This window comes from Neobacillus kokaensis, assembly GCF_014656545.1.
Classification (GTDB): domain Bacteria; phylum Bacillota; class Bacilli; order Bacillales; family Cytobacillaceae; genus Neobacillus; species Neobacillus kokaensis.
The window spans coordinates 107,564-131,191 of sequence record NZ_BNDS01000002.1; the positions used below are offsets into that span (position 1 = coordinate 107,564).

Genomic DNA, 23,628 nt, shown 5'->3' on the forward strand with positions numbered 1-23,628 from the left:
ATCTTATCGTGTGTAATAACCGGCATTGCCCTGATTTACCGTGCTATGCAGGGAGGCATTTAAGCCATTGGCAAGTAAGTTAGCCATGTCTTCAATAAAAACATCCACTTCCTTTGGCGTAACCATCAGATTATGACCAAGCGGTGATAATACTTCATAAATTAGCTTTCTTTTTTCATCCTCTTCTAATGTCCCAATGATTCCAAGGAATGTTTTTCGATGCTGCTCATCTGGCAAATCTTCATCCGTGAGCTTGCGGCGTTCTCCAAAGCTCATTCCTGCCGGGGCAAGTGCTCTTGATGGACGATCGTTTTCTTTCATTTCTTTCCCAAAATGCTTAAGAATAAAATCAATCGTATCACTCGTAATCGAAACCGCATCTACGACCGTTGGTACACCGATGGCAATAACAGGCACCCCCAGCGTGTCTTTACTAAGTTCCTTACGCTTATTTCCTACTCCCGAACCCGGATGAATCCCCGTATCAGAAATTTGGATAGTGGAATTTACCCGTTCAATCGACCTTGACGCCAAAGCATCGATGGCAATCACAAAATCAGGCTTCGTTTTTTCTACCACCCCAAAAATAATATCGCTTGTTTCGATCCCCGTAAGCCCCATTACTCCCGGAGATAATGCACTAACGGGACGGTAACCCTCTTCAACATTTTCCGGCTGAAGCTGAAATAAATGGCGGGTAACAAGCAAATTTTCACAAACCATTGGTCCAAGAGCATCTGGAGTTACATTCCAGTTGCCAAGTCCGACCACCAGGCAGGAGTCAGTTTTCTTAATCCCAATACTCTCTAAGAAATGAGCAAATTCCCGGGCAAAAACTTCACCTGTCTTTTGCTGCACATCTGTATTTTGTTCCCGAATCCCTTGCACTTCGAGCGTAAGATACCTTCCCGCTTTTTTCCCCAGTGCTTCCTCACCCTGTTTCGTTACCTCCACTAAAGAAATTTTTATATTGTCCACATCTTTTTCTTTAATAATGACACCTTCAATATGAGAGAGGTTTTCCTCTTGGTCGACAGAATTTTGGGCAATCACCATTTCCCTTGCTTCAATCGCCAAATCTGTCCTTACCGAATATTTACTTAAGTCAATTGACTCTTTCATTCACGAATCACTCCCATTAGTTAGAAACTATTTCCTATTTTTCCCCTGTTTTAATAAAAACATGCAAGTTTATCTTGGAAAGCCGATGAATTCTGTATTGCAATATGGGTTCCCGTTTGATAAAATATCTCTTGTTGCCAATAAGTTTATGAATGTTTAAGTCGAGTTCATATAGTCTCGATTCTTTACAGGAGGTGAATGTAATGCCTAATATTAAATCTGCTATTAAGCGTGTAAAAACTAGCGAAGCTCGTAATGCTCAAAATACAATGGCGAAATCTGCAATGCGTACTGCTGTTAAAAAAGTAGAAGCTGCAGTTACTGTAAACGATGCTGCTGTTGCGAAAGAAGCACTTGTTGCTGCTGCAAGCAAATTAGACAAGGCTGCTGCTAAAGGTTTAATCCACAAAAACGCTGCTGCTCGTAAGAAAGCTCGTCTAATGAAAAAAATTAATGCTATGTAATAATAAAAAAACGATTCCTTTATAAGGAATCGTTTTTTTATTTTTTGGCTGTGTTAAACTTGGCTGTTGATTTCCACTACAGGCGCATCACTTTCCGCTGGCGTACCAGCGACCCTCCCCGGCGCTTAGGCGCCTGTGGGGTCTCCCCTGCCCGTACTCCAGCAGGACCGAACCGCCCACGCACGAAGGAAATGCGCCAGCATTTTCGAGGAGTCTGCGCCCCTTCCACTCCAATTTAACCGAGTTAAAAAATCAACAATGACCTTTAACACAGCCTATTTTTTTAAGCGGAACAGCAGCATTTCAATTAACAGAGATTTATTCATGCCGCCCGTTTTCATCTGATAATCAGCATTTGCGAGAAGACCGATTAAATGTACTAATTCCTCATCAGTAAATCCAGAAGCTTGTCCAAGCGCCAGTTTTACCCGAAATGGATGGGTTTTAAGAAAACCAGCAATTTGCTGCTGCCCATATCCTCTGCGAGCCAATTCCTTAACTTGATAAATTAAACGAAATTGTCCTGCTAAAAGTGCAAGAATTTTAATTGGTTCTTCATTTTGCTTTAATAAATCGTAATAAATCCTTAATGCTTCATCAAGTCTACGCTGAACTACCTTTTCAATAAGCGTAAAAATATTCTGCTCTAGCGATTTAGCCACTAATTTTTCCACGAGTGAACGGTTTATTCTTTTTTCCTCTGCTGCATATAAGGAGATCTTTTCCAATTCACTTGTTATCATAAACATATTCGTTCCTACAAGAGTTAACAAACGTTCCACGGCATCATCATCAATCTCGAACCCTTTGGTCTTTACTTGGTTTTTAATCCAAGTTTTTAGTTCATGTTCATTTAATTTCTTGGCTTCGACAACTTCTGCTTTTCGCTTCAGCTCTTTTGTAATTTTTTTACGTTCATCTAATTTTTCATATGAGGCCGAGATCACCATTACCGTATATGGTGCTGGCTCCTGTAAGTAGGCTTCAAACTGCGAAAGATTATGATTAACTTTATCTTTTGATTTTTCGGCTGTTAAGAATGCCGGATTATGTAGGAAAATTACTTTTCTTTCTCCGAAAAAAGGAAAGGTTTCTGCATCTTCTACAGCAGCTTCAATTGGTGTTTCTTCCAGGTCGTAGACCGCAAAATTAAAATCCTTTTCCTCTTCCGTTAAAATCTGATTTAAAATCAGGTTTTTCGTTTCATTGATTAAGAAGGCTTCCGTTCCATATAATAAATAGACAGGAGCTATAGTATTTTGTTTTATTTTCCGCCAAGCTTCTATTACCATTATCCAGCGCTCCCCTTCACTTCACTCTATACTATCGTAATGAAGCACGGACAATTTGACAAGTCATATAAATGAGAAAATGTCACATCAAAGATCACATTTAAAAGGGAATTGACATCTTCTCTTGAGGTGCCAATTCCCGATCTATAATGAACGCCTGGGGTAGCAGCCCTAGGTACTGCCATTGTCAGGCGGAAGTTAAAACTAAGTAATCTTATTGTAGCCGGATCAGTGTCAAGCTATTATGACAACTCTTGTCAGTATAGGAAAATGGGTTAAAGGCAGGCTGGATTTTTTAAACTAAATCGCTTATACTATAATGTGAAATAGGAGGGGTAGACTGTGAACGAATTTGAAAAGAATCCGCAAAGTACACGTAATGATGCTATTGATTCTGGGGTTGGATTTGGCGTATCTTTTGGTTTTTTTGCCACCATGTTTATTATTGCAACAGTCATTAAGCTAATCGGTTCTTAATGATTGGCTACATAGTGTTACAAAAGAGACTGTTACTTGGTCTCTTTTTTCTTTGTTTTATACTATGGTAAATAGGTTGAAAAGGTTCCTGTGCCACGAAAAAAACGATAGGTAATAGCTCCATTTGCATCTGTTCTTAAGATTTTTGTATGCCGTTGTTCTAACCGCTCCAGCACTTCCTTATGCGGGTGGCCAAAACGATTATTTTCCCCTGCCGAGATTAACGCAATTTTTGGCTTGATTTGCATAATAAAGCCTTCAGCACTGGATGTTTTACTGCCATGATGCCCTGCTTTCAAGACGTCCACAGTTAAATTAGGATAGGTTTTTATGATGTTTTCTTCACCTTTTTGATCCAGATCTCCACCAAAAAACCAGCTCAGTCCACCGATATCGGCAAAAATTGTTAATGATCCCCTATTCCGCTCACCAGAAAAATGTTTTTCAGGTCCTAGAATGTAAAATTCACTTTCCCCTGAGCTCCATTTATCTCCCGCAGATACCCTTATAACGGAAATTCTCTTCCTTTTAGATGCCCGCAGGATCTCCTGCTCTGTTTCCGAAGAATCTACAACTGATGGAAGTAAAATTTCCTTTACACGTATTTCATTAATGACCGATAGTGCCCCTCCAATATGATCCATATCGCCATGAGTCAAAATTAATTTATCAATTTTCGTAATACCTTTTCCTTTTAAGTAGGGCACAACAACGTCGTTTCCCACCTCATATGGTTTAGCCCTCTTCCGCCAAGCTTCCTCCTGAAATACGATACTTCCTCCAGTATCAATAAGATAGTTGCCCCGGCTAAACGGGAGGTGAATGAAAATACTGTCTCCCTGCCCAACATCAAGCATTGTTACTTCACCGTAAGGACTTAAGTTATTCCAGACAGGCTGAAAGGCAAACAAGATAATTATTGCCATAACGATGTGCTTCTTCTTTTTCGAATTTTTAATTTCCCAAAGATAAAAAATACTGATGATTAACCCAATATAAATCATTAACTGCATTACATTCGGCTTCCCCGGAATGAATGAGAAAAAAGAAAAATCTGCAAGGAATGCAATTACATTGTTCGATAGGCTGATCGTTTTTAAAAAAAATTGAAGTATGAAAATCGGTGTTGTTCCCAAAAAGATTTGGATCATAAACAATAAATAAAGGCCCGGAAGATAGATAAATGAAAATAGCGGTATATATAACATGTTGGCAAGTATCCCGATGAGTGATAATTCAAAGTAATGGAACAGTAAACATGGCAGTGCTGCTAATTGTGCCGTAACAGATGTAACCAACATTTTCATTCCATATCTTTGGTATCGTGGGAGGATATGCACTGCAGTTAGGATGATGGCAGCACTTACTGTAAAAGAAAGCTGGAAACCTACGTCAAATATCACCATTGGACTAACAAACAAATACAGCAGAAACGCCAAACTAATCGCATCGATCGGCATTAGCTTTAAGTATGCTTTCCATTTTATCATCAGCAGCACTAGAAAAATCATTATGGCAGCTCTAATGACCGATGGAGACGCCCCGGTTAGAATTACATAGAAAGGTAATAACAAAAGCAGAAAATTCGTCATAAACTCTCTAGTCATTCCACAACGAATACCAAGATAAAAAAACATTCCAACAAGTAATGAAACATGTAAACCTGAAATAGCGAGCAAATGGACTATACCTGTCCTTTGGTAATCAGCAAGTAAATTAGGATCAAGCATGCTTCTGTCACCAAAGATTACGGCCGCTGAAAGTGAAGCAATTTCTACTGGAAAATGATTTTCTAAATAGCGGATGCCGGAAAACCGAAGCTGTTTCAATTTCAGTAATAAAGAAGATTTCATCGGAGTACAACCTTGAAGCGGATTCCCTTGAATTTCAACAATCCAAAATATTTTTCTCGTCGCTAAATATTCCCGGTAATCAAAACCATTTGGATTTTTAGCAAGCTTTGGTTCCGACATGGTACCTGACACCAAGCATACAAGTTGAAAGAAATTCTGCTGTTTCAAATTTTCCTTTTCAAGTTCCGATTTTATTTGGTAACGGATTAATAGCTTTTCATTATAGGTAGTTTCAAGTGCTTCAATTTGGAAAAGGTCGCCATCGATTTTTGGAAGCTGGGTATATTCGAGGGTAAATGTGGGTGTTGATGGTAGCAAGGTGGTTTTATTCTGTAACACAGCCATATATCCAAGTACCAAATAAATCATTGAGATAAAAATGGAAATTACAATTTGAATTTTTGTAAAGCGTTTGTATTTATACAGTACGTAATAATAAAGTATCGACAATAGCAGGAAAGGGATAAACTTAAGGAGCGCTGCTAACACCCCTAATAGGGCTGCGAGCGCAAAATAAAGATATTTTCCGTTCATGTTCTCTTTTCTCCAGTGTTTTTGGTTATAAATCAAAAAGGGGAAGCGATGGTGCTGCCCCGGCTTTATAAAAAATTTATTGATTTATCTTTCGAAAATCAATGACCTGCTCAGTGAGTTCAACCTTCTCAACTTTAACATCTGCCTGTTCAAACAGTTCGATTGCATGGGGGTGATTTTTATAATCCTCAGCATAATAAACTGTTTTAATACCGGCCTGAATTAGCGCCTTACAGCATTGCAGACATGGAAAATGAGTGACATAAATTTCAGCATTTTCGGTAGGTACACCAAATTTGGCGCACTGCAATAACGCATTCATTTCAGCATGTATTGTCCTTACACAATGATTATCAATCACATAACAGCCTTTATCGATACAATGATCCCCGCCTGCAATTGAACCATTGTAGCCTCCGGCAATTATACGTTTATCTCTAACAACTGTCGCCCCAACCGTCAGCCGGGTACATGTACTCCTTAGTGCAAGCAAATGGCTTTGAGCCATAAAATATTGATCCCAGGATATACGATTCATGATTTTCCCACTCTCATAAGTATTTTCATTTCTAGTTTAATGTCCTTTGTCCTAAATGGTCAATGGAAACAATCAGTGGATATCGACTAAATCCTTTAATTTTTCAAACGTTTTATCGCCAATCCCGCTAATATTCTTTAAATCTTCCACCGTCTTAAAACCGCCGCTTGTTTCTCGAAATTCAATAATAGCCGCTGCCTTCGCCGGGCCAATGCCAGGAAGGTTCTGCAGTTCGACGGCATCTGCTTTATTCAGATTAATCCTCCCTTGCTGATTACCTGAGCTTCCTGCATTCATTCCGCCGCTTCCTGCTGGTCCTGGTACAGCAAGCCCGTCCTCTCCTTTTGCTGGTATGTAAATGACCATTTCATCCTGTACATGTTCCGCAAAATTCACTTGTGTTTGGTCAGCCTTTTCGGTCAGCCCGCCTGCCCGGCCGATGACATCAATAACCCGTTCGCTAGAACTTGCCTGATACACTCCAGGCAGCTTTACCTGACCTTTTACATCAACCATAATTGTTTCTGAAGGCTTTAACTCTCCCCCTCCCTTTTCCTTTTCCTGTGCCCCCACAGCAGCTTGAAGTTTATTTTCTACTGTGGCAGCTTGGAACGACTGCCGAGGCGCTGCACTGTTTTCATAAAAATAAAAAATCCCGCCAAGCATCAATAATATTGCCGCAATAACATAAAGCTTGTGTTCAATCAACCATTCCTTCATTTGAAACCATCCTTTCTAAAGGTATATTTTACAAAAGGGAATCATATGGATATAAAAGAAACTTGCCACGTGAAGGAGGGTGGGAATCATGAATATAGGTATCATCGGTACCGGTAATATGGGGAGAATCCTGGTGGAAGCTTTACTCGATGGAAAGGCGATATCCCCTTCTTCTATGATGATTACAAATAGAACAATAGGAAAAGCAATGGTGCTGAAAGATAAATATAAGGAACTAAAGGTTGGAGCAAATGCCATTGAGGTAGCAAGTGAATCTGATTTAATTTTTGTATGTGTAAAACCATTAGATGTTTTTAAAATCATTGATCAGATTAATCCCTATTTAACCGAGGAAAAATGTCTCATTTCTATCACAAGTCCTATTAGTACAAATCAAATTGAATCTAAAGTAACCTGTTCAGTTGCCAGGGTAATTCCAAGTATAACCAATCGGGCATTAACTGGTATTTCTTTGATTACTTATGGTGAAAATTGCCACATGGAATGGAAATTAAAAATTGAACAAATGATGTCAAACATTTCTACACCGCTGTTAATTGATGAAAAAATAACCAGGGTTGCATCAGATATTGTCAGCTGCGGACCTGCCTTTTTCAGCTATTTACTGCAGCGCTTTATTTTAGCCGCTGTTCAAGAAACCGATATTGATACAAAAACCGCAACCGCATTAGCTAGTGAAATGACTGTCGGTCTTGGTGAATTATTAAGACAAGGGCATTATACCCTTCCATCACTACAGGAAAAAGTTTGTGTAAAAGGCGGCATTACCGGTGAAGGAATAAAAGTACTGGAGAACGAGCTTGGGGAAGTATTTGAACATTTATTCCAAGCAACCCATGAGAAATTTAAAGAAGACCTTGAAAAAGTTGAAATGCAATTCTCTAACTCAAATCTATAATTCGACTTATTCTGCTAATTTCCTGCAAAAAAAATCTTAAAAAGCCATCTTTTTTTAAAAGATGGCTCAGGCTGTCGAAAAACTTTCGATAGCCTTTTATTTTATACAGATTCTTTATTAATTAACCGCGTTAAAATGAATAAGCTGTTCAATAGGTCTGTTGATTTCCGCTCCAGGCGGCTTCGCTTTCCGCGGGCGGTTCGGGGAGCCGCCTCGGCGCTAAAGCGCCTGCGGGGTCTCCCCTGCCCCGTACTCCCGCAGGAGTCTTCGCCGCCTTCCGCTCCAATCAACAGTGTGTTATTTAATAAAGACCTTCCGCTCAACTAATAAATAATAATAATAATAATAATAATAATAAGTGGTGAAATCAATGTACAAGCCAAAAGAGTTAGCCAAAGTGAATATAAATTTGTGTCTATTGATGAATTAGTTCCAGACGACCACCTTCTTCGCTTGATTGAGAAATATATAGATTTTTCATTTCTTCTAGAAAAAGTTCGTCCTTATTATAGTGATGGTAATGGCCGCCCTTCTGATCCTCTTATTCTTTTTAAAATGATGTTTATTGGCTATATTTACGGAATTCATTCCGCACGACAATTAAAAAGAGAGATAAAAATGAACATCACCTATCGTTGGTTCTTGGGTCTAAAATTTCATGAACCAGTTCCACATCACTCTACAATTAGTTGGAATCGCCAACATCGTTTTTAAAGGAACTAATATTTTTCAGGAGATTTCTAATGAAATTGTTCTTCCGGCAATGAATCATAAAATGGTCGGTTGTCGTGTTTTATTTATTGATTCTACACATTTAAAGGCTAATGCAAATAAACATAAATTTACGAAGGAAGAGGTGGAGGTGAAGACTCGTGAATATAAAAAAAAATTTGCAACACACTTGGCAAGATTAGAAAAAGTGTGTTGCAATTCTTTATGTTGATTGCCTTCCTGTTGATTGGAGCGGAAATCAACAGGCCTGTTAGCAGGGACAATCTGTTAATAAATATCGGTTTTATGTTCAAAAAATTGCCGAGAAAAATACCTTTACTCGACAATCTGAGCCATCTTTTTTAAAAAAGATGGCTTTATTTTTTCTCTGCTATATAAAAAATTCTTTCAGAATCAGCTTGTGGCGCAATGTGTTCGAAGTCCGCATTTACCTCTAACAGCTTAAAACCAGCCTCTTCAAGCCACCCCGAATATTGTTCTACCGAATAAGTGCGCTGGTAATGAAGCTCATCGATCCTGTCATATTTACCCGTTTTTTCATCCAAAACAAAAAAACTAAGCTCATGTTCCACACTATTTGGATCATCACCAGGAAAGCTGTTCCAAATATAAGAAATTGGGTCGTCGCTAAAAGCATACGTTTGCTCAAGGAAAACCTCATTTACTTTATAAAGCGAATGGACATCAAAAATGAGCAGCCCACCTTGCTGAAGGTGAGCAGCTGCACGAGAAAAAGTGTCCCTCACCTGCTGCTCAGATTTCAGATAATTTAATGAATCACAAAAAATACCGATCACATCAAATTGCCCTAACCCTTCAAGTTCCACCATATCCTGCTGATAAAACGGAATGGCTAATCCCTCTGTGTCTGCTTTTTTCTTAGCAACCATCAGCATGTCCTCAGACAAATCGACACCTATAACTTGAAATTCTTCTTTAGCAAAACGAACCGACAGCTCACCAGTGCCACATGCTAAATCTAGGATGCGCAGCGGCTCCGTGGGGCTTGAGTCATTCAAGCTGCTATAACTAACAAGCTTTTCTTTAACAAACCGAACCCATTCGTCATATGGGGCCTCACTCATAAGTTCGTCGTAAAGATAAGCAAATTGTTTATAGCTCATGAATTGGACCCGCTAAGGATATCCACCCTAGGTGCATCGCCCCAAAGCCGTTCCAAATTATAATAAACTCTTTCATCACGGTGGAAGACATGGGCCACTACATCGCCAAGATCAATTAACACCCAGCGTCCTTCATCAAAACCTTCCATTCGTTTCACTTCAAAGCCATTCTCTTGAGCTTTTTCACGGATTTCCCGCGCAATCGCCTGAACTTGTTTATCAGAATTTCCGTGGCAGATAATAAAATAATCGGCAATTAGAGAAATCCCCTGCATGTTCAGCGCAGTAATATTTTCCGCGCGTTTGTCATCTGCAGCTTTTACGGTAAGATTAAGTAACTCTTGATTTGTCATTCATCAAGCCTCCTGATTTTTAATTAAATCATTATACGTATGAAATGTTTCTGGGTAGACCATTTGATTCTTTTTTAATAAAAATAAAATCGTATTTTGCACCGACTTAATCAATGCTTTTTCTAAGCTTTCCTTAGCTAGGCCGCGGACTTCGTCAACACCAGGGAAATGCCGGCCAGGCTCAATATAATCGGCTAAGTAAACAACCTTCTCAAGTATGCTCATTCCCGGTCTTCCGGACGTATGATATCTTATGGCTGCAAGAATTTCCTGATCTGTAATTCCTGCCTCTTTTTCCGTTAAGTATGCTCCAACAGGTGCATGCCACAGTTCGGCATTATATTCAAGCAGATCTTGAGGAAATCCTTGTTCGATTATAGTTTGCTTCATTTCTTCTTTTGGCCTAAATTTAGCATAGTCATGAAAAATAGCTGCCAGCTCTGCCTTTTTTTCATCAGCGCCATATCGTCTTGCTAAGTCAATTGCTGTTTCCATAACACCTAACGTATGCTGATAACGATGTTCGGTTAATTGTTCTTTTACAAGTTTTAATGCTTTTTCACGTTCCATATAAATGATTCTCCTCAATATAAGAGATGATATCATCCGGCAGAAGATATTTAACCGTCTTTCCGTCCTTAAATCTATCTCTGATCATACTTGATGATACATCAATTGCCGGTATGTCGACATATATAACCGGATAATCCGTTTGATGGCTGTAGGACGGCCGCTTAACCCCGACAAATCGGACAAGCTTGACGAGTTCATCAATCTGATGCCAATGTGGTAAATATTCAATCATATCTGCACCGATAATAAAGAAGAATTGATGATCTTTATATGTTTCATTAAGCAATTTCATCGTGTCAATCGTATAGGATGGCCCTTCCCTGTTCAGTTCAATCAGCTGCAGGCGAAAGGCTGGATTGCTGCCAACAGCGAGCTTCAGCATTTCAACCCGCTCATGATCTTTCACTGAGTCCAGTTTCTTTTTATGCGGCGGCTCATGATTTGGCATAAACCAAATTTCATCAAGTTCAAGAGTTTCCAGAACCTCATTGGCAATCAAAAGATGTCCGAAATGGGGCGGATTAAAGGTACCGCCCAAAATCCCGACTTTCTTCATCAAAGTCTCCCCTTTATGGAAGAGTTATTTGTTTATTTTCAACTGATTCCTTGTAAAGAACAATTGTATTCCCGATTATCTGGGCAATCTCTGCCCCAGTGCCGGAAGCTAGTTCTTCAGCAACCACGGTTTTATCTTCTTCACAGTTTTGTAAAATACTTATCTTTAATAGTTCCCGAGCTTCAAGGGCATCCGCAATTTGTTTAACCATATTTTCATTTACGCCGCCTTTTCCTACTTGAAAAATTGGATCCAAGTGATGGGCTTTAGAACGTAAAAATCTTTTTTGTTTACCTGTTAACATGTTGTCCTCCTAGTTGATTTAATACATTTTCTCTCATTCTTTCAACATCCGGGAAAATGCCTGTCCATTTTTCAAATGCAAGGGCTCCCTGATACACAAACATCTCAATCCCGTTTTGAATATTTGCTCCCCTGTCACTGGCATCTTGCAAAAATTTTGTCTGCAATGGATTGTAAATAATATCACAAACCAATGCCTGTTTCCTAACATTAGTCAGGTCAATCGGCTGTTCCGCCATTTTAGGAGCCATTCCGATCAGTGTAGTTTGTACAATTAAATCGTAAACAGCTAAATTTCCCTCTGCTTCTGCTAATGTCCAAGCCGAGGATGTAACGGAATAAGGACATTCAGCAATTAAGCTTTCTGCTTTTTCAACTGTCCGATTAGCAATATCAACAGCTGCCGGCTTTTCCTTCGCTAAGGTAAAATAGATAGCTCGGGCAGCACCCCCAGCGCCGACAATTAATATTTTTTTGCCGGCTGTGCTTGGCATGTAGACTTGAAGGCCTTTTAAAAAGCCTGGCCCATCTGTATTATAACCCTTTAGTCTGCCATTTTCATTGACCACTGTATTAACAGCTCCAATGCATGCAGCAAATTCATCCACTTCATCAAGCAAAGGGATAATATCTGTTTTATGGGGCACTGTTACATTAAATCCGCCTATGCCAATTGCTTTAAACCCGTTAACCGCATCCTTCAGGTTCTCACTTTTTATCTGAAAAGGAAGATAGCTGGCATCAATTTGATAAAATGAAAATAAATCGTTATGCATAATTGGAGACATCGAGTGTCCAATTGGGTTTCCGATTACCGCATATAGTTTCTTCATCCGTTCTCCTATCCCCTATTTAACTTAGATTAATGATTTTCGTAAAACTGTTTCCACACCCTTAGGCACATAGGCTGCTACTTTTACACCCGGCTCATTTACCGTTACCCAGCCGAGCCCTGAAAAGACAATATCTGTTTTAGCTTCCTTGATGACGTATTCCTGTTTGACCAGCTCAGGAAACGACTTCACTTGTTCCGGTCTTGGCGGTGCCAGTAATTCTCCTAGATGATTTTCATAAAGCTCAGCGGCCTTTTCAGTTTTCGTCCGGTGGATTGCCAGTTCATTGGCTAAATAACAAACAAACGAGCGTTTCTCGCTGCCGCTGATGTAATCAAACCGTGCCAATCCGCCGAAAAATAACGTCTGACCTTCATTTAACTGATACACTTTTGGCTTAATTTCCTTTTTCGGAGTAATCAATTTTAAATCGCCTTTATCAACGAAATGAGCCATTTGATGGTGATTAATGATTCCCGGAGTATCGATTAACGCTTTCCCATCATCAAGCGGGATTCGAATCATATCTAATGTCGTTCCGGGAAAATGGGAAGTGGTAATCACATCGCCTTCTCCGGTTACTTCCTTAATTATTCGATTAATAAAGGTAGATTTCCCTACATTTGTACAGCCTACCACATAGACATCCTTGCCATTTCGCAACTCATCAATGGCTGCAGCCGTTTCCTTCATCATCCAGCCTTTTCCGGCACTTACCAAAAAGACTTCTTCTGGTCTTAAGCCAAGATCTCTGGCCTCTTGCTTCATCCAATGGATTAGCTTATTATGCTTGACAGACTTCGGCAAGAGATCCACCTTGTTGCCTACAAGAACAACTTTATTGTTTCCGGCAAAACGATGGATGCCCGGAAGCCAGCTTCCGTTAAAATCAAAAATATCTACAACCATCACTATCAGCGCATCCGTCTGACTAATTCCATTTAAGATTTTTAAAAAATCATCATCCGTTAAGCTTACGTCCTGAATCTCATTATAATGTTTTAACCGGTAACAGCGTTGGCAAATAATTGTTTCTTTCTCTAATGCAGAGGCAGGAGCATAACCGATTATATCCGGATTTTCTGTCTGAACGGTTACTCCACAGCCGATACAAATTTGTTGTTTTGGGTCACTCACTGATTAATCCTCCCACTGAAGCATACCTTTTTTTCGGAACCAGTTCATAATTCTTCGTTCCACAAAGCGGTTAAATTTTGTTGCTAATCCGTCCGTCTGGGCAACCGGCACAACAAGAATCGTTTGAAAGCCGCTGCGGTTTCCGCCCAGTACATCGGTTAGTAATTGATCGCCAATCACGACGGCCTCTTCTTTTTTAATTCCCATTTGCCCTAAAGCCTGATTAAATGCCCTTGACAACGGCTTCCGCGCCCGAAAAATAAATGGAATATTGAGAGGGTCGGCAAACGCCTTCACCCTTTGTTCATTATTATTAGAAACGATGGTAACTAAAATATTTTGCTTCTTTATATCTTCGAACCATTGGACAAGCTGAGGCGTGGCACTTGGACGATCCCACTCCACGAGCGTATTGTCCAAATCTGTAATAATCCCTTTAATCCCCCTTGCCTTTAATTGTTCGGGGGATATTTCAAGAACGCTCTTGAAATGTTCATTTGGTAAAAATTGTTTCAACACTAAGATAACACCCCATTAAGTAAAATCAAACTTTCACTTTCCTTGTACCATTCTAACCAATTATATCCTTCGTTTCAAAGAATATATGTTGTTCCTATTGTTCATCAAAATATTACAATACATGAGGGTTTTCAAATAAAAAAGAACAATGAGAAGTGTAATTCCACATAAATATGAACTTTTTTAGAAAGTTTTAAAAAAGTTTTCGACAAATTCCCCCATCTTTATCGTCTGTGGATAAAGTTATTAACATTATACCCATTGAATCAGCCACTTTTCCTCACCTTATAAACAAATTAACCACAAGTTATCCACCTGTATTTGTGGACAACTAGAACGATTGTTCTAAAGGATTAAATTTGGTAGATTAAGGGTACACCTAAGAACATACTATTCTATGGATCCTTTTAGGCAAATAGAACATAAAATTTCATAATTGGAGGTGGAGCCTTACATGCGCAAACTGTCCGATGAGTTATTAATTGAATCCTATTATAAAGCAATTGAATTAAACTTAAGTGAAGATTTTATTAATCTTATTGAATCAGAAATCCGCCGTCGTTCATTATACAATAAAATCAAATTATCTTCCTAAACACCGCCCTTTAAGGGCCTTCTTTTTTATTGGCCACATATAATAACGGCGCCTTTTTAGCGCCGTTTATTCTTTTACTCTGAGAGTACCAATTTGTTCTCCCATTTTAATTTCTTTTGGAGTAAGAATGGATGGATCCACTTGAAAGATTTCCTTTTCGAATAACAAGACAACCGTAGAGCCGAAAGTGAAAAAGGCCATCTCCTCGCCCTTTTTTAATTCCTCCCCTTTAAAGGTAGTTTCAATTGAATTTACAAACATTGCTCCTACCTTAACAACTGACACATTCCCAAATTTTGTTTTAATCTCAGTAATGACCCGATAGTTTTTTGCAAGCGTACGGACCCCGTATTTTAACCCCCACTTATTAACCGGATAAGATTTGGAGCCGAGCGTCCACTGCTTTTTAACAATTCCATCAACAGGGCTATGTATTCGATGATAATGACTTGGGCTTAAATAAAGAATCATATAAGTTCCATTAAGATACTTTGTTAAAACATCACGGTCCCCAAGCATTTCTTCAATGGAATATACCTTTTCTTTAACTATGATTTCACTTTGTTCTGTAATCGAACCAATATCCTCTATTACAGCATCAACCGGACTGACAACAGAATTTCTACCTTGATGAATGTTTCTTGCATCCTTTTTTAACTGTCTGACAAATAAATCATGTAAAGTCGGATACTCACTTATACCTTTCTCCATTTCTTCCTGCTTTAAATGGTAGACCTTTGCAAATGACGGTACCATCATCCTGCTGACTCGAGAACGGGCAAATTTCTGTAAAATGGACGATGACCACCTGCCATTTGTTAATTCAATTAGCATACGATACAACAGCTGAAGCATGAAATGACCCCCAAAAAGTGTAAAAATACTCTTTACGAATAGACATAAAAACATTACAATTAAATATTATAGATTAACTGACAAAAACAAAACACCTATTATTTGAAAGGGGTGGTAAGGAAAAGTGTTTTTATTGGATGTACTTGACCAAACCATTAAAAAGCTGAAAGCACAAACTGCCAATGTAATGACATTAACCAACTTATCATTAGGCGGATTTGCGATTGTTTTTGGTTTAGATGGAAATTTACGATTAAGCTTGCTCCTCATTTTTATCGCTGCATTAGCCGACCGGTTTGATGGAATGATTGCCCGCAAATTTAATATTGAATCCGAACTTGGCAAACAATTGGATTCCATGAGTGATATTATATCATTTGGAGTGGCTCCAGCACTATTACTATATCAAGGAATTTTACATGAATTCGGCGGACCAGGTTCATTCTTTACCGTTTTCTATATTGGATGCGGGGCATTTAGACTAGCAAGATTTAATATTTCAGAAAGCAACGGCTATTTTACCGGACTTCCGATCACTGCTGCAGGATGTCTGGCAACGCTAAGTTATTTAGCAATTCCTTACCTGCCATCACAAACGTTCTTATTTACTATTATTATTTTATCCTTCCTAATGGTAAGTACCTTTAAACTAAAAAAGGTCTAATTTTCATTCCTATTTTCAACATATTATTAAAAAAGGCTTATTTCGGCACTTAGCCGGGTAGGTCTTTTTTTTTATTCTCGACTTCCTGCCAAATAAAATTATTTGGACAGACACAATTTCTCGTTTTTTTCATAGGAATTAATAATAGGCTATAGTCCAAAGTTTCGGGGGGGATATGGATGTCTGGAATCTTAACAGCTCTTGGTTATTTAATGAAGGAGTTTTTATTTCTTGTATCTTATGTAAAGAACAACGCCTTTCCTCAACCCCTTTCCGCTGCAGATGAAAGAAAGTATTTGCGGTTAATGGCTGAAGGGGACCCGCATGCACGTAATATGCTGATTGAACACAATTTACGCCTAGTCGCACATATTGTAAAAAAATTCGAAAACACCGGAGAGGATTCTGAGGACCTCATCTCCATTGGAACCATTGGTCTCATTAAAGCGATTGAAAGCTATTCCGAAGGTAAAGGAACAAAGCTTGCGACTTATGCAGCCCGCTGTATTGAAAATGAAATTCTCATGCACCTAAGAGCGTTAAAAAAAACGAAAAAAGATGTTTCGTTGCATGATCCAATTGGTCAGGATAAAGAAGGAAATGAAATTTCTTTAATCGACGTTCTGAAATCTGAATCAGAGGACGTCATCGATACAATCCAGCTTAATATGGAGCTTGAAAAAATCAAAAAATATATTGAGGTTTTGGATAATCGTGAGAAGGAAGTAATCATTGGCCGATTCGGCCTTGATTTACAAAAGGAAAAAACACAGCGGGAAATTGCTAAAGAGCTGGGCATTTCAAGAAGCTATGTATCAAGAATTGAAAAGCGGGCATTAATGAAAATGTTCCATGAATTTTATCGCGCTGAAAAAGAACGGAAAAAGAAAAGTTAATAAAAACGATAGCTAGAACAAAGAAAGAGCGGGATTTATTAATCCCGCCCTTTTTTACCTTCTTGAAGCACATTTACCCATTTATTCCCGCTATCCGTTGACTCATATACGTCATTTTTATAGGTTGTAAACGCCAATTGTTTATTGTTCTTTGGATTAACCGCTAAATATGTAATCGGGTTATCATAATCAAGAAAAGGAAAGTTATACGCTGCTTGTTTTCCTGTTTTCAGATTTAAGCTCTTTAACATAATTTTCTCATTTTCTACACTAGAAAATAACAGAGTATCATCCATGAACGTCAATGCCGTTACCATTAATGGCTCCGTTACAAGCTTCATTGTATTCCCATTGTCATTGGAGTAATAAATACCTGATCTTGTCGCCATTGCTAAGGAATCAGCATTGCGTGGATGCACAGCAATCATCCCTAGGGAATCAGCGTTAAACCCTTTAAGCTCACTTTTTTTCCAGCTTTCACCGAAATCTTTTGTATAATTCACACCTAGACTTAATTTCTCACTTGGTTCTTCGCTAATCACATAAAGTGCGGGTCCATTATAGGCTGCTGCCATAAAGTGAAAATTAGCTTTCCCGTAGAAAGCTATTTTTTCAAGACTTTTTCCTTTATCCTGACTCTTCACAATGCCAAGCGGATTCTTAAAATCGGTTCCATTCTGCGGCTTGCCGCTAGCTATAAAACCTTCCTCAATAGCCTGGAATCCCATATACTGATGGCGATTCGAGGTTGATTCATACCATTTACCTTCCTGGTATATTTTCAAGCCTTTATTTGACGCGATATAAAGACCATGATCATTACCTGGATAGCCAATGCCAAAAATCCGGCTTACTTTAAGCGACTTAGCTTCCTTTATTTCGTAAGGAACATTAGCATTATTCTCTTTATTTTCATTACTAATCTTTGATTCCTTTTTAGTGTTATTTGTGCAGCCAGCAGCAATTAATAAAATTATTGTTAAAATACTTAATAAAGCGCTTTTCTTCAATGCTATCTCCTCCGGAAATCCTTATCCCTCCACTTATACCCCAGTATCGTTACGAATGTCAAATTATATAGACTGATTCCCCGCTTCTTCCGCTTCTGCCTATTCAACTGAAAAAATGTCTACATATCTTAATAATAAAAGATGAGAGGGGGTATATCGTATGCCTACTGGTTATCCATATCCTTCATACGGTTATCCATCACCATATAGCTATTCTCCGTATGGCGGGCGTAGAGGCTGGGGGGGAATATGGATTGCGATCATCATCGTTTTATTTATCCTGTTAGCGATCTTTGGAGCTTGGTGGTGGTATGCATCCTTTTATTGATTTATCCATAGCTTATGCTAATTGGCATAGGCTTTTTATAATTCAGGTATTAGATTTTTTCGAATATTAAATATAAAATAGTATTGGATATATTTAAAGGAGGTATTTTTATGACAGCGGTTACATATTCAGATGTTTGGAATCTTGATGTATTTTTTAAAGGCGGCAGCGATTCACAGGAGTTCAAAGACCATCTGGTACAAACAGAAGAAGTAATTAAACAGTTTCATGCAAAAGTAAATTCCTGGACGCCAAAGAACTCACCTTTAGACAGTCAATACTAAAAAGAACTGCTCACTGATTTCGAGACTGCGGCCAAAAAGCTTCGTCAAGCAGGAGCTTTTGTCGGCTGTTTGCAAGCTGAAAATACCGATGATAAAAAAGCTTATACACTTGATTCGATTGTTACTAGTTTAAGTGCAGCTTTCCAAACTGCCATTGGTACTTTTGATAATACATTAACAACCATAGAAGATGAGATTTGGAACAAGCTTTTTACTGACGAATCTTTAAACGAGCTTTCCTTCGTATTAACAGAGCGCCGGGATCGGGCAAAGGATAAACTGTCAAAAGAGGAGGAAGCTCTAATCAGCGCTCTAGGTGTTGATGGCTATCATAGCTGGGGACAATTGTATGATCTTATCGTTAGTAAAATAAAAGTTCCGTTTATCGAAAATGACCAGGAACAGCTGCTTTCTGTCGGCCAGGCATTTAATAAATTCTCAAGCCCCGATCGTGAAATTCGGGCGAACATTTTCAATAACTGGGAAAAAGCTTGGGGTGAACAAGCTGACTTTTTAGGTAAAACATTGAACCATTTATCCGGTTTCCGATTAAGTGTCTATAACAAAAGAGGCTGGGAAAATGTTTTAGATGAGCCGCTAAAAATCAACCGCATGAAACAGGAAACCCTTGATACAATGTGGGCGGTGATTTCGGAAAACAAGCAAAAACTTGTAGAATATTTGGAGCGAAAGGCTAAGCTTTTAGGACTTAAGAAATTAAGCTGGTTTGATTTAGATGCCCCATATGGCAAAACGGAAACAAAAATGTCCTATCAAGAAGGAGCCGAATTTATTGAGCAAAATTTTTCTTTATTCGGTGAGAAAATGGCTTCTTTTGCGAAAAAGGCTTTCGAAGAACAGTGGATTGAGGCTGCTGACCGCACGGGGAAGGCACCAGGAGGCTTTTGTACCTTCTTCCCTGAAAATGAACAATCACGGATTTTCATGACTTATTCAGGAACGCCATCAAATGTCTCGACCCTAGCCCATGAGCTTGGCCACGGATTTCATACGTACTCCATGAGAGGAATTCACAATTTAAATCGCATGTATGCGATGAATGTTGCTGAAACAGCTTCGACCTTTGCCGAAATGATTGTAGCTGACGCAGCTGTGAAAAATGCCAAGGACGAAGAAGAAAAGCTTGTACTACTTGATGATAAAATTCAAAGAACAGTTGCGCTGCTCATGAATATCCATGCCCGCTTCTTGTTTGAAACACGTTTTTACGAAGAAAGAAAACGAGGACCAGTGGCTGTGGAGCGTTTAAATGAATTAATGCTTCAAGCGCAAAAGGATGCTTACTGCAACGCCTTAGAAGAGTACCATCCACTGTTCTGGGCTTCTAAACTGCACTTTTTTATCACAGGTGTGCCTTTCTATAACTTCCCATATACATTTGGCTACCTTTTCTCCTTAGGAATCTATGCTCAGGCGCTTCAGGAAGGAAAAGGTTATGAGGAAAAATATATTGCCCTATTAAGGGATACGGCATCTATGACTGTTGAAGACCTTGCGAAGAAACATCTTAGTGTTGATATTACACAAAAAGATTTCTGGGAAAAAGCGGTCAACATCTGTCTTGATGATATTAATGAATTTTTAGAGATTACTAAAAATATATAAGTTCAAAAAAGGGGGACGGTTAGAACTCCCCCTTTAACCCCTATTCACCGATAATCATTACAGATGAGACCACGCTGGCTGTTTTCTTTTCGTTTTGAACCAAATCAGCGACAACATACGCTGTCCGTTTTCCTATTCTTTCAACTCTTGCCTCAACTATAACCTCTCCCATTAGAACAGGCCGATGAAATGTTGTATGTAAATCAATCGAGGTAAAGGATTGACCATTGTGCAATTTCGAAGCAACTGCATAGGCCATCATAATATCAGCGGCAGAAGAAACAAAGCCGCCCATAGCAACCCCTAAACCATTAATAAACCTTTCATCGACCTGCCAAATTCCTCTTGCAATTCCATCATTGGCATCATTTACTCTAATTTGTAAAGTTTCATCACAGTTTGGCGGCTTTACCCCTTTTGTTACAACCCCCATTAGGTCAAATCGTTTAATAACATTCCCCATAGCCAACGCCCCTTTTATAACTGCTCTTCTTTTTAGATAAAACGATGTAAGCGCTCCTCCATAACAGTCCTAGCCTCGTTCATCATTCCGTCTAATAATTCCTTGACGGTTGGAATATCTTCGATCAGGCCGGCAACCTGCCCGCTGTTCATAAAGCCGTTTTGGTCGTCCCCGAGCAAGGCGCCATTCAAATGATAATTCTCCGAAGTCATCTCTTGATATTGTTCGATGGACATACCACTCCGTTCTAAATCAATAATTTGTTTGGCATAAGGTGATTTTAGGACCCGCCGCACTTGACCAACCGTACGCCCTAGAATAACTGTTTCATGATCGTTCGCATCCATTAGTCTTTGTTTATATGCAGAATGAAATGGGGCATCCTTAGTGGCGATTAACCGTGTCCCCAATTGCACCCCTGAAGCCCCTAACATCAAAGCAGCAGCTAAACCTCGACCATCTCCTATTCCTCCAGCAGCCAGAACCGGAATAGACACCTGTTTACAGATTTGCGGGATTAGCGTAAATGTTGTCAATTCTAAGTTTGAATTAATCCCTGCAGCTTCAAATCCTTCCGCTGCCAGAATATCCGCTCCTGCCTCTTCTGCCTTCTTGGCATGTTTGACAGCCGCAACAATAACAATTACTTTAATGTTATGTTCGTGCAACAATGGAATATATGGCGCTGGGTTACCAGCAGATAAAGATACAACCGGGATTTTATGCTTGATGACAAGTTGAATTATTTCTTCTGTATAGGAGCTGACATTAATCGGTATATTAATCGCAAATGGCAGTGCTGTTTTTTCCTTTGTTTCTTTAATGATAGCTTCTACTTGATCTGGAGTCATGGTTCCACATCCAATTGTCCCTAGACCGCCGGCGTTCGATACTGCTGCTGTTAGCTGGGCATTGCTGATGTTCCCCATTCCCCCTTGAATAATAGGGTATTTTATCGAAAGCAATTGATTGACATAGTTCATTTGGCTTCCCCCTTACAGGACTAGTACACTAATTCCATTTACAACAAAGCAGCTCTTCTTTAATGAAGAAAAGCTGCTAAATTTATTGCTGAACCATAAACGGATGGTATTGAGCATCGTAAGATTCATCTTTTTTGCAGATATCATTGTCATCTTTAAAAATGCTTTCAAAGAAACGGCTTGAAGGCTCTGCAAGAACTCGATAATATTGATTAAATAAAGATGCTGCAAGTGTTCCGTTCCAGTTATCGGGCAATAATTCTTTTGGTAGACCGGGATCGATAAATAGAAATTTCCGATATTCGTGGACAAGGTTTGTCCGCTCCACAAAACACTCTGCATCTGACATTTCGCCACGATTAATAATTTCTTGGTTTGCAATGAATTGTTTACTGTACTTAATTATAAATTCTTCGTATTTATCTACGACTTCGCATAACTGCCAGCTTTTCTGAACGAGTGTTTGATTGTCTTTCGGACCAATATATTCAGAAACGAAATAATCGACATAATCACTGATGTCATATTTTTGAATAAGAAGCTTCATCTCTTTTTCTAAGTTGTTCGGCGAAATCCAGCATCCGTTTGAAAAACTGCCGAAACCGCTCCATAATAATTCCTGCCTAAGCTCATCGCGAATCGAGCGTTTTTCTTCTGGAATGGTATACATTAAGATACGCCACTTTCCATCCCAATCATTTGGATTAAGTTTAAAAATCCGCTTCCCCGCTTCCTCAATACGGCTCACACCAAGCTTTGTAAGATAATAATAGCTGCGATTTTCCCTCTTTTCTGATTCCAGCCAGCCCTGTTTTAACATACGAGAGACAGCAACACGGACCGCCTGCTCATTATGACCAAATTCCTTTAACAACCGAATTAAACTGCCGATCCAAATTTTATTGCCATAGTGGTGGATATAATCCCCGTAAATGGTAAAAATCATCGAACGTGTATTTTCCCCCAAAAGCTGCTCACCTCCACTTCCCAATATTTCATTTTTTATACGGACGTTTTTATTATATCGATTTTTTTAAAAAAGAAAAGTTTATTTCCCTTTAAATTGCGGCGCTCTTTTCTCACTGAATGCCTGTAATGCTTCGATTCGGTCCTCTGTTGGTATGGTTATTTCATAGGCCTTCGCTTCGATTTCTAGACCTGTTTGCAGGTCTGTGTTAATTCCTCTTGTTATCGCATACTTGGCCTGCCTGATGGCTACTGGCCCATTTTTCATTATTTTTGCTGCAAATTCCTGACAAGCAGAAAGCAATTCACTTCTCGGCACAACCTGCAGCACAATTCCTAAGCTTTGTGCTTCTTCAGCTGATATTTTTTTGGCTGTAAAAATAAGCTCCTTCGCCTTTGTTTCACCGATTAACCGCGGCAGGCGCTGCGTTCCACCCGCTCCTGGAATGATGGCCCAGCTTGTTTCAGTCAGTCCCATTGAAACTCCTTCAGCGGCTATCGCAAAATCACATGATAACAGCCATTCAAATCCGCCGCCAAGGGCATAGCCGTTAACAGCTGCAATTGTTGGCTGCGGCAGCATGGCAATACTGTTAAACACATCGCGAATCGCTTTTACATTCCTTCTTACCTCTGTTTCATTTAACGTTTTTCTTTCCTTCAAATCCGCACCAGCGCTAAATGCCTTTTCACCAGCACCGGTAAAAATGACAACATGAACATCTTGATTAAGCGAAATAGCATTGACAATCTCTTGAAGTTCATGCAGAGTTTCATAGTTAAAACAATTTAGTACATCAGCGCGATTCACTGTTACATACCCAATATGATTTTCTACTTTAAATAATACGTTTGACATTAACCAATCAGCTCCTTCTTTTACCAAAAAGCCCTTATATAGCTAGCTAA

25 protein-coding genes and 3 pseudogenes are annotated in these 23,628 nt (G+C 39.2%); 9 read left to right on the plus strand and 19 right to left on the minus strand.

Annotation, left to right across the window (positions count from 1 at the left end):
• Positions 1-3 precede the first annotated feature (3 nt).
• On the minus strand, positions 4-1,122 hold the full coding sequence (gene gpr, locus IE222_RS03000) for a GPR endopeptidase (protein WP_191269551.1): 1,119 nt from the start codon (positions 1,120-1,122) through the stop codon (positions 4-6).
• Between the two features lie 203 nt (positions 1,123-1,325).
• On the opposite strand from gpr, the gene rpsT reads away from it, so the two are divergent.
• Positions 1,326-1,586, plus strand: coding sequence for a 30S ribosomal protein S20 (gene rpsT, locus IE222_RS03005; RefSeq protein ID WP_191269553.1), 261 nt, complete (start codon positions 1,326-1,328; stop codon positions 1,584-1,586).
• Positions 1,587-1,861: 275 nt separating this feature from the next.
• Here the strand turns inward: rpsT and holA are convergent, their stop codons facing one another.
• Entirely contained in the window at positions 1,862-2,878 is a 1,017-nt protein-coding gene (gene holA / locus IE222_RS03010; RefSeq protein ID WP_191269555.1) for a DNA polymerase III subunit delta, read from the minus strand.
• A gap of 342 nt (positions 2,879-3,220) precedes the next feature.
• On the opposite strand from holA, the gene IE222_RS03015 reads away from it, so the two are divergent.
• Positions 3,221-3,355: a YqzM family protein gene (locus IE222_RS03015; protein ID WP_191269557.1), complete on the plus strand. Its 135-nt coding sequence runs from the start codon at positions 3,221-3,223 to the stop codon at positions 3,353-3,355.
• A 62-nt stretch (positions 3,356-3,417) separates the two neighbouring features.
• Here the strand turns inward: IE222_RS03015 and IE222_RS03020 are convergent, their stop codons facing one another.
• The 3 genes and pseudogenes from IE222_RS03020 to IE222_RS03030 form a co-directional block, all read right to left on the minus strand.
• Entirely contained in the window at positions 3,418-5,742 is a 2,325-nt protein-coding gene (locus IE222_RS03020; protein WP_191269559.1) for a DNA internalization-related competence protein ComEC/Rec2, read from the minus strand.
• 91 nt (positions 5,743-5,833) lie between these two features.
• Positions 5,834-6,280 (minus strand): annotated as a pseudogene (locus IE222_RS03025) (ComE operon protein 2); the annotation flags it as partial.
• A 72-nt stretch (positions 6,281-6,352) separates the two neighbouring features.
• Positions 6,353-7,000: a helix-hairpin-helix domain-containing protein gene (locus IE222_RS03030; RefSeq protein WP_191269563.1), complete on the minus strand. Its 648-nt coding sequence runs from the start codon at positions 6,998-7,000 to the stop codon at positions 6,353-6,355.
• 88 nt (positions 7,001-7,088) lie between these two features.
• On the opposite strand from IE222_RS03030, the gene comER reads away from it, so the two are divergent.
• Complete coding sequence (gene comER / locus IE222_RS03035; protein WP_191269565.1) at positions 7,089-7,919, plus strand: late competence protein ComER; 831 nt, start codon at positions 7,089-7,091, stop codon at positions 7,917-7,919.
• A gap of 366 nt (positions 7,920-8,285) precedes the next feature.
• Positions 8,286-8,799: pseudogene (locus IE222_RS26295) on the plus strand (transposase); the annotation flags it as partial.
• Positions 8,800-9,007: 208 nt separating this feature from the next.
• Here IE222_RS26295 and IE222_RS03050 read toward each other — a convergent pair.
• Genes IE222_RS03050 through IE222_RS03085 form a run of 8 tightly spaced genes read right to left on the minus strand, consistent with a single transcriptional unit; the run spans position 9,008 to position 14,049 of the window.
• Entirely contained in the window at positions 9,008-9,775 is a 768-nt protein-coding gene (locus IE222_RS03050; RefSeq protein WP_191269569.1) for a class I SAM-dependent DNA methyltransferase, read from the minus strand.
• Positions 9,772-10,128 (minus strand): ribosome silencing factor, encoded by a 357-nt coding sequence (gene rsfS / locus IE222_RS03055; protein ID WP_191269570.1) that lies wholly within the window; start codon positions 10,126-10,128, stop codon positions 9,772-9,774. Before rsfS ends, IE222_RS03050 begins: the two co-directional genes overlap by 4 nt.
• Positions 10,129-10,131: 3 nt before the next feature.
• Positions 10,132-10,698, minus strand: coding sequence for a bis(5'-nucleosyl)-tetraphosphatase (symmetrical) YqeK (gene yqeK, locus IE222_RS03060; protein WP_191269572.1), 567 nt, complete (start codon positions 10,696-10,698; stop codon positions 10,132-10,134).
• On the minus strand, positions 10,688-11,257 hold the full coding sequence (locus IE222_RS03065; protein WP_191269574.1) for a nicotinate-nucleotide adenylyltransferase: 570 nt from the start codon (positions 11,255-11,257) through the stop codon (positions 10,688-10,690). The genes yqeK and IE222_RS03065 overlap by 11 nt, the downstream gene beginning before the upstream one ends.
• 13 nt (positions 11,258-11,270) lie before the next feature.
• Positions 11,271-11,561: a ribosome assembly RNA-binding protein YhbY gene (yhbY, locus tag IE222_RS03070; protein WP_191269576.1), complete on the minus strand. Its 291-nt coding sequence runs from the start codon at positions 11,559-11,561 to the stop codon at positions 11,271-11,273.
• Positions 11,548-12,393 (minus strand): shikimate dehydrogenase, encoded by an 846-nt coding sequence (aroE, locus tag IE222_RS03075; RefSeq protein WP_191269578.1) that lies wholly within the window; start codon positions 12,391-12,393, stop codon positions 11,548-11,550. The genes yhbY and aroE overlap by 14 nt, the downstream gene beginning before the upstream one ends.
• 24 nt (positions 12,394-12,417) lie before the next feature.
• The gene (gene yqeH / locus IE222_RS03080) at positions 12,418-13,530 is read right to left on the minus strand and encodes a ribosome biogenesis GTPase YqeH (RefSeq protein ID WP_191269580.1); all 1,113 of its coding nucleotides are present in this window, start codon (positions 13,528-13,530) and stop codon (positions 12,418-12,420) included.
• Between the two features lie 3 nt (positions 13,531-13,533).
• Positions 13,534-14,049 (minus strand): YqeG family HAD IIIA-type phosphatase, encoded by a 516-nt coding sequence (locus tag IE222_RS03085; protein WP_191269582.1) that lies wholly within the window; start codon positions 14,047-14,049, stop codon positions 13,534-13,536.
• Between the two features lie 454 nt (positions 14,050-14,503).
• Between IE222_RS03085 and IE222_RS03090 the strand changes: the two genes are divergently transcribed.
• Positions 14,504-14,644: a sporulation histidine kinase inhibitor Sda gene (locus IE222_RS03090; RefSeq protein WP_191269584.1), complete on the plus strand. Its 141-nt coding sequence runs from the start codon at positions 14,504-14,506 to the stop codon at positions 14,642-14,644.
• A 66-nt stretch (positions 14,645-14,710) separates the two neighbouring features.
• Here the strand turns inward: IE222_RS03090 and IE222_RS03095 are convergent, their stop codons facing one another.
• Positions 14,711-15,499: a phosphatidylserine decarboxylase gene (locus tag IE222_RS03095; protein WP_191269586.1), complete on the minus strand. Its 789-nt coding sequence runs from the start codon at positions 15,497-15,499 to the stop codon at positions 14,711-14,713.
• Positions 15,500-15,623: 124 nt separating this feature from the next.
• Between IE222_RS03095 and pssA the strand changes: the two genes are divergently transcribed.
• Positions 15,624-16,163: a CDP-diacylglycerol--serine O-phosphatidyltransferase gene (pssA, locus tag IE222_RS03100; RefSeq protein ID WP_191269588.1), complete on the plus strand. Its 540-nt coding sequence runs from the start codon at positions 15,624-15,626 to the stop codon at positions 16,161-16,163.
• A gap of 179 nt (positions 16,164-16,342) precedes the next feature.
• Positions 16,343-17,059, plus strand: a complete 717-nt coding sequence (gene sigK, locus IE222_RS03105) for an RNA polymerase sporulation sigma factor SigK (RefSeq protein ID WP_007087829.1) — start codon at positions 16,343-16,345, stop codon at positions 17,057-17,059.
• A gap of 38 nt (positions 17,060-17,097) precedes the next feature.
• Here the strand turns inward: sigK and IE222_RS03110 are convergent, their stop codons facing one another.
• A complete protein-coding gene (locus IE222_RS03110; RefSeq protein ID WP_191269590.1) occupies positions 17,098-18,069 on the minus strand; it encodes a F510_1955 family glycosylhydrolase in 972 nt (323 codons plus the stop codon).
• Between the two features lie 160 nt (positions 18,070-18,229).
• Here IE222_RS03110 and IE222_RS03115 point away from each other — a divergent pair, with 160 nt between their 5' ends.
• Together IE222_RS03115 and IE222_RS03120 are read left to right on the plus strand one after the other, a co-directional pair.
• A complete protein-coding gene (locus tag IE222_RS03115) occupies positions 18,230-18,397 on the plus strand; it encodes a hypothetical protein (RefSeq protein ID WP_191270227.1) in 168 nt (55 codons plus the stop codon).
• Positions 18,398-18,507: 110 nt separating this feature from the next.
• A pseudogene (locus tag IE222_RS03120) lies at positions 18,508-20,307 on the plus strand (M3 family oligoendopeptidase).
• Positions 20,308-20,347: 40 nt separating this feature from the next.
• On the opposite strand, the gene IE222_RS03125 reads toward IE222_RS03120, so the two are convergent.
• The 4 genes from IE222_RS03125 to IE222_RS03140 form a co-directional block, all read right to left on the minus strand.
• A complete protein-coding gene (locus tag IE222_RS03125) occupies positions 20,348-20,770 on the minus strand; it encodes a PaaI family thioesterase (RefSeq protein ID WP_191269592.1) in 423 nt (140 codons plus the stop codon).
• 32 nt (positions 20,771-20,802) lie between these two features.
• Positions 20,803-21,753 (minus strand): NAD(P)H-dependent flavin oxidoreductase, encoded by a 951-nt coding sequence (locus IE222_RS03130; protein WP_191269594.1) that lies wholly within the window; start codon positions 21,751-21,753, stop codon positions 20,803-20,805.
• An 82-nt stretch (positions 21,754-21,835) separates the two neighbouring features.
• Positions 21,836-22,720 (minus strand): phenylacetic acid degradation operon negative regulatory protein PaaX, encoded by an 885-nt coding sequence (gene paaX, locus IE222_RS03135; RefSeq protein WP_223282562.1) that lies wholly within the window; start codon positions 22,718-22,720, stop codon positions 21,836-21,838.
• Positions 22,721-22,801: 81 nt separating this feature from the next.
• On the minus strand, positions 22,802-23,578 hold the full coding sequence (locus tag IE222_RS03140) for an enoyl-CoA hydratase-related protein (RefSeq protein WP_191269596.1): 777 nt from the start codon (positions 23,576-23,578) through the stop codon (positions 22,802-22,804).
• Between the last annotated feature and the right edge of the window lie 50 nt (positions 23,579-23,628).

Excerpts from the sequence above, each read along its gene's own strand:
- gpr (WP_191269551.1), bottom strand. The coding sequence starts at position 1,122 with ATGAAAGAGTCAATTGACTTAAGTAAATATTCGGTAAGGACAGATTTG.
- rpsT (WP_191269553.1), top strand. The coding sequence starts at position 1,326 with ATGCCTAATATTAAATCTGCTATTAAGCGTGTAAAAACTAGCGAAGCT.
- holA (WP_191269555.1), bottom strand. The coding sequence starts at position 2,878 with ATGGTAATAGAAGCTTGGCGGAAAATAAAACAAAATACTATAGCTCCT.
- IE222_RS03020 (WP_191269559.1), bottom strand. The coding sequence starts at position 5,742 with ATGAACGGAAAATATCTTTATTTTGCGCTCGCAGCCCTATTAGGGGTG.
- IE222_RS03030 (WP_191269563.1), bottom strand. The coding sequence starts at position 7,000 with ATGAAGGAATGGTTGATTGAACACAAGCTTTATGTTATTGCGGCAATA.
- comER (WP_191269565.1), top strand. The coding sequence starts at position 7,089 with ATGAATATAGGTATCATCGGTACCGGTAATATGGGGAGAATCCTGGTG.
- IE222_RS03050 (WP_191269569.1), bottom strand. The coding sequence starts at position 9,775 with ATGAGCTATAAACAATTTGCTTATCTTTACGACGAACTTATGAGTGAG.
- rsfS (WP_191269570.1), bottom strand. The coding sequence starts at position 10,128 with ATGACAAATCAAGAGTTACTTAATCTTACCGTAAAAGCTGCAGATGAC.
- yqeK (WP_191269572.1), bottom strand. The coding sequence starts at position 10,698 with ATGGAACGTGAAAAAGCATTAAAACTTGTAAAAGAACAATTAACCGAA.
- IE222_RS03065 (WP_191269574.1), bottom strand. The coding sequence starts at position 11,257 with ATGAAGAAAGTCGGGATTTTGGGCGGTACCTTTAATCCGCCCCATTTC.
- yhbY (WP_191269576.1), bottom strand. The coding sequence starts at position 11,561 with ATGTTAACAGGTAAACAAAAAAGATTTTTACGTTCTAAAGCCCATCAC.
- aroE (WP_191269578.1), bottom strand. The coding sequence starts at position 12,393 with ATGAAGAAACTATATGCGGTAATCGGAAACCCAATTGGACACTCGATG.
- IE222_RS03090 (WP_191269584.1), top strand. The coding sequence starts at position 14,504 with ATGCGCAAACTGTCCGATGAGTTATTAATTGAATCCTATTATAAAGCA.
- IE222_RS03095 (WP_191269586.1), bottom strand. The coding sequence starts at position 15,499 with ATGCTTCAGCTGTTGTATCGTATGCTAATTGAATTAACAAATGGCAGG.
- sigK (WP_007087829.1), top strand. The coding sequence starts at position 16,343 with ATGTCTGGAATCTTAACAGCTCTTGGTTATTTAATGAAGGAGTTTTTA.
- IE222_RS03115 (WP_191270227.1), top strand. The coding sequence starts at position 18,230 with ATGCCTACTGGTTATCCATATCCTTCATACGGTTATCCATCACCATAT.
- IE222_RS03125 (WP_191269592.1), bottom strand. The coding sequence starts at position 20,770 with ATGGGGAATGTTATTAAACGATTTGACCTAATGGGGGTTGTAACAAAA.
- IE222_RS03130 (WP_191269594.1), bottom strand. The coding sequence starts at position 21,753 with ATGAACTATGTCAATCAATTGCTTTCGATAAAATACCCTATTATTCAA.
- IE222_RS03140 (WP_191269596.1), bottom strand. The coding sequence starts at position 23,578 with ATGTCAAACGTATTATTTAAAGTAGAAAATCATATTGGGTATGTAACA.